At 40.2% G+C, this 16,800-nt stretch carries 12 protein-coding genes; 8 read left to right on the top strand and 4 right to left on the bottom strand.

Features of this window, described 5'->3' with window-relative positions:
- Window positions 1-252 precede the first annotated feature (252 nt).
- Window positions 253-1,638, bottom strand: coding sequence for a PLP-dependent aminotransferase family protein (locus tag KO511_RS16195; protein ID WP_215988448.1), 1,386 nt, complete (start codon window positions 1,636-1,638; stop codon window positions 253-255).
- A 252-nt stretch (window positions 1,639-1,890) separates the two neighbouring features.
- Between KO511_RS16195 and KO511_RS16190 the strand changes: the two genes are divergently transcribed.
- The gene (locus KO511_RS16190; RefSeq protein WP_215988447.1) at window positions 1,891-3,384 is read left to right on the top strand and encodes an HD-GYP domain-containing protein; all 1,494 of its coding nucleotides are present in this window, start codon (window positions 1,891-1,893) and stop codon (window positions 3,382-3,384) included.
- Between the two features lie 201 nt (window positions 3,385-3,585).
- Entirely contained in the window at window positions 3,586-4,776 is a 1,191-nt protein-coding gene (locus KO511_RS16185; RefSeq protein WP_215988446.1) for an amino acid aminotransferase, read from the top strand.
- A gap of 70 nt (window positions 4,777-4,846) precedes the next feature.
- Here KO511_RS16185 and KO511_RS16180 read toward each other — a convergent pair whose 3' ends face one another.
- Together KO511_RS16180 and KO511_RS16175 are read right to left on the bottom strand one after the other, a co-directional pair.
- Entirely contained in the window at window positions 4,847-5,479 is a 633-nt protein-coding gene (locus KO511_RS16180) for a porin family protein (RefSeq protein WP_215988445.1), read from the bottom strand.
- A 212-nt stretch (window positions 5,480-5,691) separates the two neighbouring features.
- A complete protein-coding gene (locus tag KO511_RS16175) occupies window positions 5,692-8,037 on the bottom strand; it encodes a helicase-related protein (protein WP_215988444.1) in 2,346 nt (781 codons plus the stop codon).
- Window positions 8,038-8,181: 144 nt separating this feature from the next.
- Between KO511_RS16175 and KO511_RS16170 the strand changes: the two genes are divergently transcribed.
- From KO511_RS16170 to KO511_RS16155, 4 genes are all read left to right on the top strand, one after another.
- On the top strand, window positions 8,182-9,870 hold the full coding sequence (locus KO511_RS16170; protein WP_215988443.1) for an NAD-dependent malic enzyme: 1,689 nt from the start codon (window positions 8,182-8,184) through the stop codon (window positions 9,868-9,870).
- Window positions 9,871-9,911: 41 nt separating this feature from the next.
- Complete coding sequence (locus tag KO511_RS16165) at window positions 9,912-10,241, top strand: DUF3392 domain-containing protein (protein WP_215988442.1); 330 nt, start codon at window positions 9,912-9,914, stop codon at window positions 10,239-10,241.
- Window positions 10,241-10,972: a SanA/YdcF family protein gene (locus KO511_RS16160; protein ID WP_354668170.1), complete on the top strand. Its 732-nt coding sequence runs from the start codon at window positions 10,241-10,243 to the stop codon at window positions 10,970-10,972. The genes KO511_RS16165 and KO511_RS16160 overlap by 1 nt, the downstream gene beginning before the upstream one ends.
- Before the next feature lie 87 nt (window positions 10,973-11,059).
- Window positions 11,060-11,884 carry a DUF2797 domain-containing protein gene (locus tag KO511_RS16155; RefSeq protein WP_215988441.1) on the top strand — a complete coding sequence of 275 codons (825 nt, stop codon included), beginning with the start codon at window positions 11,060-11,062 and terminating at the stop codon, window positions 11,882-11,884.
- 105 nt (window positions 11,885-11,989) lie between these two features.
- On the opposite strand, the gene KO511_RS16150 is transcribed toward KO511_RS16155, so the two are convergent.
- On the bottom strand, window positions 11,990-14,743 hold the full coding sequence (locus KO511_RS16150; protein ID WP_215988440.1) for a M16 family metallopeptidase: 2,754 nt from the start codon (window positions 14,741-14,743) through the stop codon (window positions 11,990-11,992).
- 281 nt (window positions 14,744-15,024) lie between these two features.
- On the opposite strand from KO511_RS16150, the gene KO511_RS16145 reads away from it, so the two are divergent.
- Window positions 15,025-15,699 carry an SGNH/GDSL hydrolase family protein gene (locus KO511_RS16145; protein ID WP_252724413.1) on the top strand — a complete coding sequence of 225 codons (675 nt, stop codon included), beginning with the start codon at window positions 15,025-15,027 and terminating at the stop codon, window positions 15,697-15,699.
- A 64-nt stretch (window positions 15,700-15,763) separates the two neighbouring features.
- Window positions 15,764-16,786: a hypothetical protein gene (locus KO511_RS16140; RefSeq protein WP_215988438.1), complete on the top strand. Its 1,023-nt coding sequence runs from the start codon at window positions 15,764-15,766 to the stop codon at window positions 16,784-16,786.
- Window positions 16,787-16,800: the final 14 nt, after the last annotated feature.

Below are 16,800 nucleotides of genomic sequence, written 5' to 3'. Positions count from 1 at the left end.
AGATAATAACATTTAGTTATTAAAACTCAGCGAAATGTTTACGTTGGGTTGTACAATGTTTAACCTTAGTGATTCAAAAGCTAACACCGTTAATATAAAGTTACAATTAACATAATAAAAGAAAATAATTATTCAGAAAAGATCACAAATTCGAGCTAATTGATACATATAAAAAATCATACATAAATTGAGTAATTAATCTAAAAAATACAGGGATTAGTATGGGTTACTCATACTTTTCTAGTATCGGTATCATGAGAGCATCAACGCAATATATCGAACTGTCTCCTTCAGTTCTTGGGTCACTGGATAAGAAGTATTGAGGCGAATACAATCTTGAAACTGATCTTTAACACTGAAAAGGCCCCCATATGCGATGCTAATACCATTTTTTTGTAGCTTTTTATACACCCTATAGGTGTCAATATACGCCCCAAGTTCAACCCATATAAAGTAACCACCACTAGGTCGATTCACCGTTATATTACTTGGAAAGTAGGAATTAATTGTTTGAATAAGAATCTTTTGCCTATTACTCAATTCTTTTCGTATCTTTCTTAAGTGTTTATCGAAACTTTCATATTTAAGAAAATGAGCGATACCCTCTTGAACGGGTAAGCTTCCCGCCAGAGTTGAAACCAGTTGAGCTTTTTGTAACCTTTCATGGAATGTCTGATTGACAACCCAACCAACTCGATATCCTGGACACAATGATTTAGAAAAAGATCCACAGAGAAGCACTCTATCCTCTTTATCCCAGTATTTAATAGGCCGTGGTCTTTGCTCTCCAAAGTAGAGCTCTGAATACACGTCATCTTCAACAACGACTACATCAAACTGATTTGCAAGTTCTATAATTTTTTGTCGCTTTCGGTAAGACAAGCACGTACCCGTCGGATTTTGAAAACTAGGCATAATCCAGCAAACTTTTATGTCGTTTTGGCTGACTACCTTTTCAAATTGGTTGACGCATAGCCCTGTTTCCAAGTTGACAGGTACTTCAATCGCTTTAAGACCCAACCTCTCTACAGCCTGTATTGCACCGTAAAATGCTGGTGCTTCTATGACTATCGTATCACCTGGATGAGTAACAACTTGTAAACTAAGGTTAAGGGCTTCCATCGCTCCCGACGTGATAACAATGTCATTATGCGATACCGATAGGCCATGGTTAATATATCTCTGAGCAATCTGACGCCTTAATGCTTCATTACCGGGAGGCATATTTTCAACGACACTATTAATTGACATTTTTCGTCCAGCACTTGCAAGATGCCGATTAATTGACTGTAAAGGAAAAAGACTGGGATCAGGAAATGCTGAGCCGAGGGCAACATTAGCATGACTGCTACTTTGTAGAAATTCATACAGCTTGTCGCTGAAATGGGGCTTGGTAGCCTTCACTGAACTTTCCTCTGTCACTCGACCCATAATCGATGTGACAAAATATCCAGATTGAGGTTTGGCCACTAGCCACCCTTGAGCTTCAAGAAGTTTATAGGCTTGTATAACTGTTGACGTACTTAGTGAACTATTACGGCTAGTCATTCTTACCGAAGGTACTTTATCCCCTGAACGCCACACCCTAGTTTCAATTTGTAGCTTGAGTTGTTCAGCAAGTTGCTGGTAGCGGGTCATTTTCTCTCACATTTTTTATACAAAAGACAATTAGTTATATGATTTAATTAATATTTCCCATAAAACACTAAAAGTTATTTTATTACTTATCTTTGTAATTCAAACTTTTACATTAAAATTTTATTTCATACGCTAACATTTACTGATGCATCTCTACAATCTGAAATAAATCATCATAACCACAGGTCATATGATAGTAGTGGTTCGTCGAGTACCCTAACCGGATACATGGCAGCAATAAAAGGGCTAAGTATGGTACATTCAAACTATAATGCACGACTAACATTTAAGTTATATGCTATCGCCGCGGTTGTATTCGCGATCTACGGTGGCCGAGTTTGTCCCTTTCTAGAGACACTCACCCCAATAGAGACTTTTGTGCACATCGGAGTAACTTTTTCACTGCTTTTCCTCATCAGACATGTGTTTCTAAAAAATCACCCACTGATAAATAAACAGCATCACACAAAACTCGACTCAACCTTGTTTTTTCTGGTGAGCATCCCCCTCGCACTATTCTACAACGTTTATTATAACTTTGGCTTAGAGAGTAACGTTAAAGTCCTATTTGGCATGAGCTTATTCGGTTTTTTGTCAGGATTGATTCTTCAATTATCTTCTAAGATCCAAAGATTTGATTATGATGAGGCGTGCAATTTTTTCGAGCTAAGTGGAGAACGTCAATCTATCGTTAATCATATGACGATGATGGTATGTATGCTGCTGGTTATATTGACTGTTTTATTATCTATGGTTGCAGTAAAAGATATCTTCTGGCTGGAGAACAACCCCGAACGTTTACTTGATGGTAGTGGAGCAATCAGTGTACTAAAAGAGTTTTTATACATCTCACTCGCGATCGGTGGTTACGTTGTAACTATACTTATTCTTTGGGCTAAATTAGTACGTAAAGTCCTTTTATCGCAGGAGTCTTCTTTATTGGAGGTAACGCAAGGGAATATAGCAAAACGTTTGCCGATTTTTGAGCATGATGAACTTGGTTCAATGGCCTCTTTAACAAATAAAATGCTCGACAGTTTGCAATCTAGCCAAAACGAAGTAAGGACGACTCGGGATGTGGCCATTGTTTCATTATCTGCATTAGCAGAATCTCGTGACAACGAAACGGGCGCTCATATCATGCGAACTCAAGAATATGTTCGAGCTCTGGCAACTTACCTAAGTCAATTCGATAAATATAAAATGCTGCTTACGCCAAGTTATATTGAACTGCTTTATAAATCAGCTCCATTACATGACGTAGGAAAAGTTGGTATACCAGATAGCATTCTCCTTAAACCTGGCAAATTAACAGTGGAAGAGTTTGAGGTGATGAAGCGCCACCCAGAAATTGGAGCAAATGCACTTTCCAAGGCTGAGAAACACCTTGGTAGCAATTCATTCTTGCGCCTTGCTAAAGAAATTTCCCTTACTCACCACGAGAAATGGGATGGTAGTGGTTATCCAAAAGCGCTCGTCGGCGAGGATATACCTTTATCTGGTCGACTTATGGCCATTGCTGATGTCTACGATGCCTTAATTTGCGAACGTGTTTATAAAAAAGCATTCTCCCACCAAAAAGCCAAAGCCATCATATTAGAAGGAAACGGTTCTCATTTTGACCCCGAAGTCATTAACGCATTTATGGCCATCGAGCACGAGTTTATCGATATTGCTGATAAATATCGTCGCCTTGAACAAGAAGAAAATGCTCAGGTTGAAGAAGAGATGCGAGCCCAAGCATAGATGATAGACATACATAGTATTCTAATTTTCTGTTCCAAATTCTGAATACATACTCTGCTATACGTAAAGTGACCGTTGATCAAAATAAGTTCACCGAATTATGCATTTTATTGACTGTCGATGTTGTTTCCACAAGCCCAGATAAGGTATAAATAAGTACAATATTTATATCTCCTCTTTCGATTAATACGGATGACAATTATGTTTGAAAAAGTCAGTGCTGCACCCGCCGATCCTATTCTTGGTCTCACAGAAGAATTCAAGAAAGATCCTCGCGCAGACAAAATTAACCTTGGTGTTGGCATTTACAAGAATGAGCAAGGTGAAACACCTGTACTAGCAACAGTGAAAAAAGCAGAAGCGGCTTTGCTAGAAAACGAAAAGACTAAATCTTATCTGACTATCGAGGGAACTGCTGAATACGGCCTAGTAGTTCAAAAGCTCTTATTCGGCAGTAACGCTGGTATCGTAACTAATAATCTAGCCAAAACGGCTCAAGCTCCTGGTGGTACTGGCGCTTTGCGCGTAGCGGCTGAGTTCATCAAACGCCAGCTAGGTGGTGTAAAGATTTGGATTAGTAATCCTACTTGGGCCAACCACAACGCCGTATTTTCTGCGGCTGGTATAGAGACAGCTCAATATAGCTATTACAATGCACAAACAAAGGACAAAGATTTCTCTGCCATGCTATCTGATTTGGAACGCGCCGAAAAAGGTGATGTTGTTCTTTTACATGGTTGTTGCCATAACCCAACGGGTATAGATCCAACCGCTGATGAATGGGAAACATTGGCTAAACTCATCTCTTCTAAGCAACTACTACCACTATTCGACTTCGCCTACCAAGGTTTTTCCAAAGGTGTGGAAGAAGATGCAGAAGGTTTGCGTATTTTCTCCAAGCACAACAAAGAAATTTTAGTCGCCAGTTCATTCTCGAAGAATTTCGGACTTTATAATGAACGTGTTGGCGCCTTTACTCTGGTTGCAGAATCAGAACAAACAGCAACGAGAGCCTTCTCTCAAGTAAAAGCAATCATACGTTCAATCTATTCTAATCCTCCCGCTCACGGTAGTGCAGTCGTTACACACATTCTTAACAATGAACAACTGCGTAACGAGTGGGAAGCTGAAGTGAAAGAAATGCGTGACCGTATCCAAGACATGCGTGAACTCTTTGTAGCAACACTTAAAGAGCAGGGTGTTAATGCTGACTTTAGCTTTATTGAACGCCAAAATGGTATGTTCTCATTCTCTGGCTTGTCAAAGGATCAGGTAACTCGCCTTAAAGATGAGTTTGGCATTTACATCGTCGGTTCAGGTCGTATTAGCGTTGCTGGTATGACTCGTTCTAACATGCTTCCACTTTGTAAAGCTTTAGCCGCTATCCTTTAAATAAAAGAGCGAAAGAGCCAGTTATCACTGGCTCTTTTTTCATAGTGAAAGCGATACACATATTCATCAACTAATATAAATACTTCACACTGATTCCACCTTCATTGGTGGTGGTTTTACCATTATTTATATGAGTGTAGAAACCAGCGACCACAATCTTATCCGTTACCTGATAGCCTGCACGCATATTAAAGATATCTTCATCTAAAAAATCACTGCGTCGAAGCTCACCAATTAATGATATTTGCCAATATTGACTTATCTCATGTTTTAAGGTGACATCGCCGGCCCACATAAACTTTCCGTCGCTAAAAAGTTTCTCATCTGTAATGTCATTGGATGAGGACGACCAGACATAGCCAGTTTTTGCTCCAGCTATAAGATCCCATTTATCGTCAAGAGAGTAATTAAATGCAACACCAGGTAATAAAATATAGTTTTCAGTAGTTGTGTTATCGTTTGGATGAATAAACCTTGCTTCGTAATCAAGTGTGGCTAGGATTTTTTTATCAAATTGCTTCTTTCCCCCTACCGCTAGGGAGGTCACGTTGCTATTGGTACCTAAGTCATCATCATATGATCCCGCACTCAAGTCCGCATAAAGATAATTGTAATTGAAGTTGTTACTGGCATTGGTAGTGAACATAGGTAACAGACCTAAAAGCATCAAAGACAGTAAAATGTAAGGTGGTTTGACATCCATGAGCACCTCTATAACACAGGCCAATTAAGCCATGTAAAGGAAAACATTCTCAAAAACTAAGCGGCTGCCGATATGTATTACAAAAGTATAGTCTAGATACACAGGTTTTCTAAGAGGCTTATCTGAATGGGTAATGGACTGGAAAACAATTAGTTAAATGCCACCCTATTACTTTCATATCGTCATCATCGCTTTTACTGAAAGACTTCACACTAACTGATATTGACTATCCTACTTGCTTTCTTGTATTGAATTCTCCATCCAGACCATCTTGGTAACTCCCATCTTTTGGGATCTCCTTTGCGAAGACCTGACTGATAAACAACATAAACCAACTTTTTATTTGGTACATACTCCACACTCAAATTTAAGTCACCAATATAAAGCTGAAATGGGTATCTAGCGGCAAAATCTTCATACTCCCATGCAGGTATTCCATCAAAAGGAAAGTCATTGGCAGTAAATACGTCTAGATCAGATAGCTCTGTCATCTCTAATTCATCTAACTGTTTGATAAACCAAGAGTCAAAACTTAAGTCTTCTAACTCTATCGATGATGGTGCTTTTTCTATGATGCTATAAAGCTTAAAATGCTCTATTTGCTGATGACGCAGCTTGGCAAAGCCAGGGAGAACGTCTTCTCGCTTTACGGATTCAAGTAATAACTTACTTGCCAAGCCTCCCTGAGCTAACTGCATTTTGGCCGCTACTTTACGTCCAGAATACATCAAAGTCATTGCGACATGAGGCATATCATTGACAAGTATGCCCTCCCCTTCAACCCACTCTCCGATACTAAGTCTTTCAAAAAGCGCAAGCTTTACTGGCATAGTAAAAGTGGCCAAGTTCAATGTTTGTTTAACTCCTCTTCCTGGCAGGCTATGTGTATCCATCACCAGAGCAGCTTCAGCCTTATCCGATAAACGACTGTTACGCCCCAAAGTCACCTCCATCTGCCCATTACCTAGTGCACCACGACGTTTTTCTCGCCGAACAAACAAGAGCTCAGGATGTAATCGAGCTACAGCTTCTACTAGCTCCTCATGTGTATAACGAGAAGCAACGCTTAACTGAGGTAATTCAAACACCAAGCGCATTTGGTTTGAAAGTAATTGGGCTTCTTTCAGTGCTTCTCTATCCACCGTTACACCTGAGAACACTTTCCCCCTTAGAGTGCGTATCATGAGCTCTCCATCACAACCTAGTGGCTCTTCAAAGTTAAGCTGCCCTTGTAATTCCTCACAAGAAGATAGGCGGCATATGTTTGCTGGAGTAGTCAATACCGACGTGAGGTCAACCATAGCCTCTTGCAAGCTTCGAGTTGGCATACGAGTAACAAGATCCGCATATAGGGCATCTATTGGTAAGGGGTAGATACGTTGACCATGTAACGTCGCTCGACCTTCTTGGTCTATCGCCCCCATTTGATTGAGCATCTTGGTTGCCTGGTGCAACGATTTCTCTGGTAAGGGTTCAAGAAAACTCAAATCTGATAAACGGTATCCACAACATGCTGCCGCAAGCATTGCTTCACTTAGCGCTTCTCGATGTAGTTCTGGTGGAGTAATTTCAGATAATGCCGCAAACTCACCGTACAACCTAACGCAGATACCATCCATTACTCTTCCAGCTCGACCACTCCTTTGGCAAGCACTTGCTTTGGAAATATGTTTAAGGCATAAGGTTGTTTTACCATTTCGCTGTTCAGTTCGACGTTCTAAACCGGAATCTATTACCGCCACAACATTGGGTATAGTAAGCGATGTCTCAGCAACATTGGTTGCCAGTACGATTTTCTTTTGGTTCTGAGGTGTTAACGCGATCGTTCTTTGCCGATCGGTGACTGATGCATGGAGTGGGACAACTACCGCATCAGCTAAGTGTGAAAGCATGTTTTGACATTGACTTATCTCTTTTCTACCCGGTAAAAAAACCAAGATATCACCATCAAGATCCAGTAGCGCTTCAACTTCTTTTTTTACACTAGATTCAAGATGACGACTATCTGGCAGTTGGCGTGAATCCCCAGCGCGATTTACTATTGCTACATGATAGCTCCGGCCTTTAGATTGCAATAGCTCGGCATCAGTATATCGAGCCAGTTTTTGTCCTTCTATCGTTGCTGAAGTAATTACTAAACGATGCAAATTAGACTCTTTTAGCAAAGCAACCAGTATATCGGTATCCCAGCGGCGCTCATGAAATTCATCTACGATAACGGTTTTAAATCCTGCAAGTTCATTTTCGGCAAACCAGCGTAAAGCAACACCGGGAGTAACGAAAATGACCTGAGTATCGTCTGTACAGCAATTTTGCAACTTAATCGAGTAGCCAATTGACTCTCCCACACGCTCGTTTTTTTGCTCCGCAAGAAACTGAGCAAGTGACGTACATGCTATACGTCTTGGCTCTATAACCAGTACTCTTCCCCTTTCCTGTGCCCAAATTGGTAACCTTGTCGATTTGCCGGAGCCAGTTTCGGCTTCTACTATCATATTGTGAGTAGATAAACGGTTAAGAAAGTCAGATTTAAGGGTATCTATGGGTAAGCTGAACATAGTGAGCATCCAGATCTTGGAAAAGGTTGAAAGTATATACTTAATCTGGTCCAGAATGCAGGAATATTCGGTTTACAATATGGCCACTAATCCCTATCATTTTCTGGTTCCCGTTCCTTAAGACCCTACATTTATAGGCAAGTGATGAATAACGATAAACGTCCCTTATATATTCCCTACGCAGGTCCAGCGCTTCTTAGTACGCCTCTTCTCAATAAAGGCAGCGCATTTTCTGCTAAGGAAAGAGCTTCATTCAATTTGGAAGGATTGTTGCCAGAGACAACTGAAACCATTCAGGAGCAAGTGGAACGAGCGTACCAACAGTATCAAAACTTCGAAAGTGATATGGATAAACACATTTATCTACGTAACATTCAAGATACTAACGAGACCTTGTTCTATCGATTGGTGCAAAACCACGTCTCTGAAATGATGCCCATTATATATACTCCGACAGTGGGAGCCGCATGCGAAAATTTCTCAAATATTTATCGTCGAGGTCGTGGGCTATTTATTTCATTTGCGAATCGAGACCGAATTGATGACCTATTAAATAACGCATCAAACCACAACGTTAAGGTCATCGTAGTAACTGATGGTGAACGAATTCTAGGCCTTGGTGACCAAGGTATAGGTGGCATGGGGATCCCAATAGGTAAGCTAGCACTTTATACTGCCTGCGGTGGCATCAGTCCAGCATATACACTACCCATCGTTTTGGACGTGGGTACAAATAACCCTCAGCGTCTTGCCGATCCAATGTACATGGGCTGGCGTCACCCCCGAATTACGGGTACTGAATACGATGCTTTCGTCGAAGATTTCATCCAAGCTATTCATCACCGTTGGCCAGAAGCATTAATTCAGTTTGAAGATTTCGCTCAAAAAAATGCCATGCCTCTACTTGAGCGATACAAAGATCGTATTTGTTGCTTTAACGATGATATTCAAGGTACTGCAGCAGTGACTGTCGGATCACTATTAGCAGCGTGCGAAGCAGCAGGAACGATGCTGTCAGAACAGCGTATTACCTTCCTAGGAGCAGGATCGGCTGGCTGTGGTATAGCTGAAGCCATCATTGCACAAATGATCTCCGAAGGTATTTCTGACCAGAAAGCCAGATCCCAAGTATACATGGTTGACCGCTGGGGTTTATTGCAAGAAGGTATGCCTAACTTACTTGATTTCCAGCAAAGGCTGGTACAAAAGCACAGTGCAACAGACAGCTGGGAAGCTGATGGGACCGGTTTTTCCTTACTCGATGTGATGAGCAATGCAAAACCTACCGTCTTGATAGGAGTTTCAGGTGCTCCTGGCTTGTTCAGCGAGGACGTAATAAAGGAAATGCATAAACACTGTTCACGCCCAATCGTATTTCCACTATCCAATCCAACTAGCCGAGTAGAAGCAACACCTCATGACATTATCGAATGGACTAATGGAGAAGCACTAGTTGCAACAGGAAGCCCATTTGATCCTGTCGTGCATAATGGAAAAACCTACCCAATTGCACAATGTAACAACAGCTATATCTTCCCTGGTATTGGATTAGGCGTACTCTCGGTACAGGCCAAACGAGTCACAGATGAAATGCTAATGGAATCTAGCCGTGCTCTTGCAACATGCTCTCCTATGGCAGTTAACGGCCAGGGTGCATTGCTTCCACCTTTAGAGGCTATCCATTCAGTATCTAAAAAAATTGCCTTTGCTGTAGCAAAGAAAGCGATCGAGGTAGGTGTAGCGTTGGAAATTCCTGATGATGCTCTGGAAGAATCTATTGAGCATCACTTCTGGCAACCTGTATACCGCAAATATAAGCGTACTTCTTTCTAATTTTTAATGGTTTAAGCCCCTGGTAACAGGGGCCTTTATATATGATGATTTTTGAATTCCTCTCTCCAGCAGGGCATTACCTCCTGCCGTATTTAAATGAAATATCTATCGCACTTATTGCCTGTATACTGGTTGTTTTTGGCGGTGAAATAAATAAACTGCTAAGAAAATTTGTCCGTAACCAACATTTCTTAGTCAGAACCATAATATTTATTTTAATCAACGCATTTGGTTATGGGTTAATAATCGTAAAAGCAACACCTTACCTAGCTCGGACATTACATAGCTTAGATGCAGGCATCATGTTCTCAATAGTTGTTGTATGCTTTATATTTATCGGCTCATGGGCACAACGGAATCAACAAATTTAGTGAGAAGGCTTTTCCATCAACCTAAACCCTCTGATCATTATTTAGCGTACCTGCTAAAGATCCTTAGGTGTTTACCGCTTATTTTAATTTGCGGTTCTGCTGCGTTATTCATTATTGACCGGTGGGTTTCTTACCAAACGAAAGATCAAGTTTACAGTGAGTCAGAAGAAATTGGTAAGTTTGATGTCGCTGTGGTACTTGGTACAAGTAAGTATTTAGGTAAAATTCTCAATGACTACTATATTAATCGAATTAACGCAGCCGTAAGCTTATATCGAAGAGAAAAGGTCGAAAACTTTCTTCTAAGTGGTGATAATGCTCATCGCTCTTATAACGAACCCTGGACAATGAAACGTGATCTTCTTAAAGCTAACATACCTGAGGAGCATATTTTTCTGGATTATGCTGGCTTTAGGACGCTCGACTCCATTATTAGAGCAAAAGAAATATTCGAAACAGATAATTTTCTGATTATTACGCAGAAATTTCACTGTGAACGGGCATTATTCATTGCTAATTTTCATCACATCAATGCTAAATGCTTTGCCGTCCCCGGCCCTAGTTCACATTCAGGATACAAAGTTCGATTACGTGAAGTGTTTGCCAGAGTAAAGGCTGTACTTGATCTTTACATAATGCGTGAAAAGCCTAAATTTCTTGGTCCGAAAGAGCCAATACATAAAGAAGAGGCCATACCAACTACCACAAATATGGATAATAGTACGCCCTAAGCCCAGTAATTCTTCGGCTTACCTCAGTAGATTACCCCTATTTACCTTATCTAATACACTTAAAACCAAAAATAAAGAGCAATGTCTATGTCTTTCATCGCCAAAGGAACGTTAAAAAAAATGCGGGCCTCATTAGATACACAGGTTCAATACCAACTCCCTGTTGGAGAACAACTCATCGATCTTAAACCATTTATCGGTCAGATACTTACTTTGACCCACACCGGCAATATTTTTTGTTGTTCATGTGGTAAAAAGACTAAAAAAAGCTATTCACAGGGGCATTGCTTCGTCTGTATGAAAAAACTTGCCAGTTGCGACATGTGCATCATGAAGCCTGAAACATGTCATTATGATCAAGGTACTTGTCGAGAACCGTCTTGGGGAGAAGAGAACTGTATGGTAGACCACTATGTTTACCTATCAAATACCTCTGGTGTTAAAGTCGGAATTACGCGTCACACCCAAATTCCCACGCGTTGGATAGATCAAGGTGCTACCCAAGGCTTACCTATTTTTAAAGTCCGAACACGATACATTTCAGGTCTTATTGAAGTAGAACTAGCAAAGCACATAGCTGACAAAACCAACTGGAGAACGTTACTCAAGCAAGATAGTGAGCCTTTAGCACTCAAACAAAAAATAACTGAGTTACTACCTCTAATTGAGCCCAAAATTGAAGAGATTAAACAACAGTTTGGTGAAGACGCGATTGAGTTACTTGATAATAAAATCACTCAGATTGGTTATCCTGTACTTCAACACCCAAGTAAAATCACATCGCACAACTTTGATAAGAACCCTGAAGTAACTGGAACTTTACAAGGGCTCAAAGGGCAATATATGATTTTTGATACTGGTGTTATTAATATCCGAAAATTCACGTCATACGAAGTGGAAGTGAGTGGTTAAGCAACCACATCGCAAGCAAAGAAGCCCTTAATTAAGGGCTTCTATCACTGAGTTAAATCAAAGTAGATTTATTAAAATTGCTACCTGAAGAGAACGGAGTACAATTTAGTCTAGAGGGCTAAGAATGTATTTATAGCTTTCTGTTCCTTTCCCAAAAGACTCATTGATACGCTCCTTCACCTCATCGATAGAAATATCTGAGATAACTCCCTTAGCGTCAGTCAATACGTCGTTACCAAAACCATTAACCATATACATACTTCTTACCCAAGCACTACTATCAGCATTACTCACGACATCGTCTAAATAAAGATCAAGTCGTTTCTTTGCAACTGACAACTCACTCTCTGTCACTGCTGTTTGCAAATCAGTCACAACTTTGTCGACAGCTTGTTCAACCTTGGTTAAATCACTCACAGCTACCTGAGATTCAATTACCCAATCTGTTATAGTTTGGTTATAGCTCATAGCTGAATAGCTAGATGGAGAATAATCTAAACTAAGCTCTTCACGTACATAATTATCTATGCGATTGGCAAGTATATTCTCTATGATTTGGTCTATAAACTCGCGCCTAACATCTTGAATTCTAGAGTTTTTATTGTGCACCCTGAGAATGAAACGACCTTTTTGCTCATTATTAATGGCAAGGTTAATCTTGGCATCAGGTCTTGAGTTATAATCGATTTGATAAGATGGCACGTTTGCTTGTTGCAGTGGTAAGGTCGCAACATAGTCATTTATCGCGTCAGTAATGTCTGAAGATTTAACATCAGCAACAATCACCAGCTTATTATTTCTTGATTGTCTGAACAACTGTTCGAATGCTTGCTGGACTTGATCTACCGTTACCTTATTAAAATCTCGCGCATAATTTGGGAAGTAAGCGCTGCTTGAGGCGTATGTATTGGTGTCCATCGCATCATACCATTGCCCAAGAGGTGATTTAAGGTATGACATAGCCTGCTCTGCAAACTCTTGTTTTATAACATCCACCTGCCGTGGGTCAAACTTAGGGTAAACGAGACTGGTATACATAAACTGTAAGGCTTGATTAAAATGCTCTCGCGGTACACTCATTTCAAAACCATGTTCGGTATCATCAATAAAACCCTGCATTTCAATTGAGTTTTTACGAACATAAGCCTTCATTTGCGAGCCGTTAAAATTTCCAGTTCCACTTCGAGCAATAACAGGAAACAAGATTTGAGCGGCAGGCAATAAATCTCTATCTAACGCTGCTTTACCACCAGCAGACATATAGACTAGATTTACAAAATCACTATTAACATCAGGGTCTAACAGTACTTCGACACCATTAGTCAGTGTCCAAATCTCTTCACCATTCTCGTACACAACTGAATCTGGCAATGGGCTAGAAGACTTGACTTCCACCAAGCCGTTAACATCAAAGTTAATGTTGTTGTCCACAACTCCTGTGATTTTATACATGCTTTTCCACTCTGGTAGTGCTTGCTCAATATGTTCAATGGATTCAGTAGCCCCTACACCAACGAACATTCCATAATGAGAAGATAGCATATTGTTTAGATGCTGATTGACTGTATTGATGTCAGCACTGCGAATAGTATGGTCAAGACTGAGTTTATAACCTTTGCGTGATTGAGTTGGGGCGCCTGTTATTAATTGTGTTATTTTCTCATTAATAAAATACTCTGGTTTGCTTGTTTCCCAGTTTTCATCAGCATGTTTACGCCAATTTATATAATCAGCCATAATTATATCTAATTCAGACTCACTGACACCATGATCTCTCAAAGAGGCTAATGTTTTCAAAAATATCGGCTGAACAAGGTTTCTTTCAGGTTCTGAAAATGCGAATGATACTTCATAGATACTGATGTTACGGAATGGGTAAACGTCTGAATACAGCCACTGATAGGGGATAGACTGCTCATCAAGAATCGTTCTCAAACGTAACCTAATTAATTGTGCTGCAATATAATCAAGCTCACTGTTTAGTAACTGTTCTTGCGTTGATACTAGACTGTCACCTCGGTCAAACCTAAGACCTAAAATAGCATGCTCATCATCAGCGACTTTAGCGATGAAGTCATCATTCTTCGATGTCAACAAGGGTAGTTCAGGAGCATACTCTGTGTTAGTGGCTGTCCAATCAGAAAACAGTTTCTCGATCATGACTTTCGCTTGGGCGCGATCAATATTACCAGCAATAATCAGCTCAGCGTTGTGTGGCTGATACCACTTGTTATAAAAAGCCTTTAGAGATTCAGGAGTTGCGGCTTTAATAGCTTCAGAAGTACCTCCTGGAGATCTCTTTTCATAAAGACTTCCTTCTATGAGGTAAGCATCATACTTATCGTAAAATGGTTGAACAATATGGTCGTACAAACGGTTTTCAGACAATAAAATACTCTTTTCCTGTTCAATTTCTTCCGGTGAAAAAGTGATGCCACTTGCTACATCTCGAAGCCATAGCATTGCCTTATCAAACGCTTCTGGGTTCGGGAGATTGAATTTATAAGTCGTATTGTCGTACGACGTAGTAGCATTAACACCATGTCCCTTTTCAGCCCCCGTCGTTTCCATTAACCGCTCTACCTCTTTGGGCGTAAAGTTTTCACTGCCCTCAAATGCAAGATGCTCAACATAATGAGCGTAACCTAACTGGGATAATTCTTCGGCCGTTGAACCTACATGAACCAAAAGGCGAATGGATATTTCCTTAGAATCCATTGGGTAGAGGTGGTACTTCAGCCCATTGTCTAACGTGCCCGAAGACCAATTAGTATTAGGTTGTATAGGAACAGGAGAAGACGGTGTGTTTTGAACACACCCGACAAGCAATAGCCAACATAAGGCAAAAAGTTTTTTCATTGTGATACTTCTTTGTTTTTATATTCAAAAGAAATATACCTTTAAATCTATCAATGTCTAGCGCTAATAATTGAATAGATGTAACTAAAATACACCTAATCCATTTGTGATTAAATTATTAATAATTTCAATGTTTTGAAAATATTGAAAACGCCAGCTAAATTGAGTAAAGCACCGTCAATGTGCTTCAATATAATTAATCAGTGAGTAGAAACATGACGTCTATAAATAACAACAAAATTGACTTTTCCTTTTTATTAAAAACAAGTGTCACAATCACAATGTGTAGTACTATTATCGCTTGTGCTGGCAATCCTTATGTACGAAACGCAGAGCGCAACGACGTAATTACACTTGGCGATTCTATCTTTGACCTTTCAGGTGAACTCCAACAATTTCTAGAAAGCCCAGAAATGGCCAACACAACATTCCGCGATTACACCTTAAGCGGCGCAAAACTCAGTGGGGGTATTGTTGCCAAACCGGTTATTGAACAATACCAAGATGCTAAGGCTGATGACCCTAACATTAATATCGTAGTCATGGATGGTGGTGGTAATGATATTTTACTGCCAGCAATGGTATTTGACCCTTATGAATGCAAAACGACTTGGTATCGGACTGAACTTAGTGAGAAATGCACTAGCTTAGTTGATGACATTTATGTCGAAACAGTAAACCTTCTGAATCAAATGGAGCAAAACAATGTCCAGCAGGTCATTTACTTAGGCTACTACTACACAACGGGTGACAAAGCTAACCTCCACCAAGCGATTGACTATGGTGACAACCGACTCACTGATGCCTGTAGTAACACCACAGTATCATGCCAATTTGTTGACCCTAGACTTGGAATTACGCCAGATGACGTATTATCTGACAATATCCATCCAAACACATCCGGATCTCAAAAATTAGCTCAGCTTATCTGGCCTCACCTTCAAGCTGTATTATAAATCAGCACCGCCTGTTAGCCCATGGCATGCCATGGGTTAATCTTAAGTATAAGAGGAGAAAAGAATGAGCAAATGGGTATGGGGTTTCACTGTTTGTGCTATTGCTGGTTTAGGTGTTTGGCTCCTGCCGTTAACGTCATTAATTTCAACACCCCCTTCTTTTGAAAAGGTTGAAAATACACCGCTAGATTTTCATCAAACAAAAGCATCATCTGCGAATCAAACTGATAATTTTGAACTCGTTGAAGAGCTAGCACAGCAATTGCGTAAAGAGCTAGGCGAGAGCATCCATAACGTTGAGATTCAAGTTGGGTTGGTAGATTTTCGCCAATATCTACGTGAAAAATATCAGGACAAAACAGATAGTCTATTTCATTCTGTTATAAATCATGCATTTCCTAACTACGCAGAATCTATTTTTGCGAATCTCTCAAAAATGGAAATATATGAGGATTGGCTTCTTGCTGAAATGAAGTCTCTTCTAAATATGACTTTTGAAGAAAAGCAAATTAGCATTTGGGCAAAACGTCATGATCTATTTGCATCAGATGCCGATATTCTCTGGTCGGCTGAACTGGCCGAACGAGAACAAAAAATAGCTGATACGAAGAAATCCATTGAGCTTTTGAACCAAGCTTATGATATGGAGATCAATCAGCGCCTCTATGCACTTAAGACAACGATCGAGACAAATTTTTCACAGCAGGTCGGCGGAAAAATTTTAAGCCCATCCATGTTAGCCAGCACTTTCTTTAGCCTTGACTCTGTACAGCATGATTTAGAGAAAATGTCACCTTATGAACGTTCACTGCAACTCGCCAATATACGTAGAGATTTAGGCTTTAGTGAAAGGCAGGTCGAAAAAGCGGCACTCAAAGATGAAAAAAATGAGCTCCGCTGGCAAGTAGGATATCAATACATGGCTGAGAGGCAGGCATTACTAAATACCCTCGCCGACGAAGAATTAAATAATGAACTCAAACATCTGAGGCTCAGCTATTTTGGTGATGAAGCATCGACACTCGAGAAAGAAGAGCAGCAAGGGTTTTATCGATTTAAACGTCCACGCGTCTATGGCAGAAATTAAGATGCCAACAATGA

Origin of the sequence: Vibrio hepatarius, from assembly GCF_018860525.1 — a bacterium.
Classification (GTDB): domain Bacteria; phylum Pseudomonadota; class Gammaproteobacteria; order Enterobacterales; family Vibrionaceae; genus Vibrio; species Vibrio hepatarius_B.
Note: the sequence above shows the minus strand (reverse complement) of the source record. Positions and strands in the feature narration are given on the sequence as shown.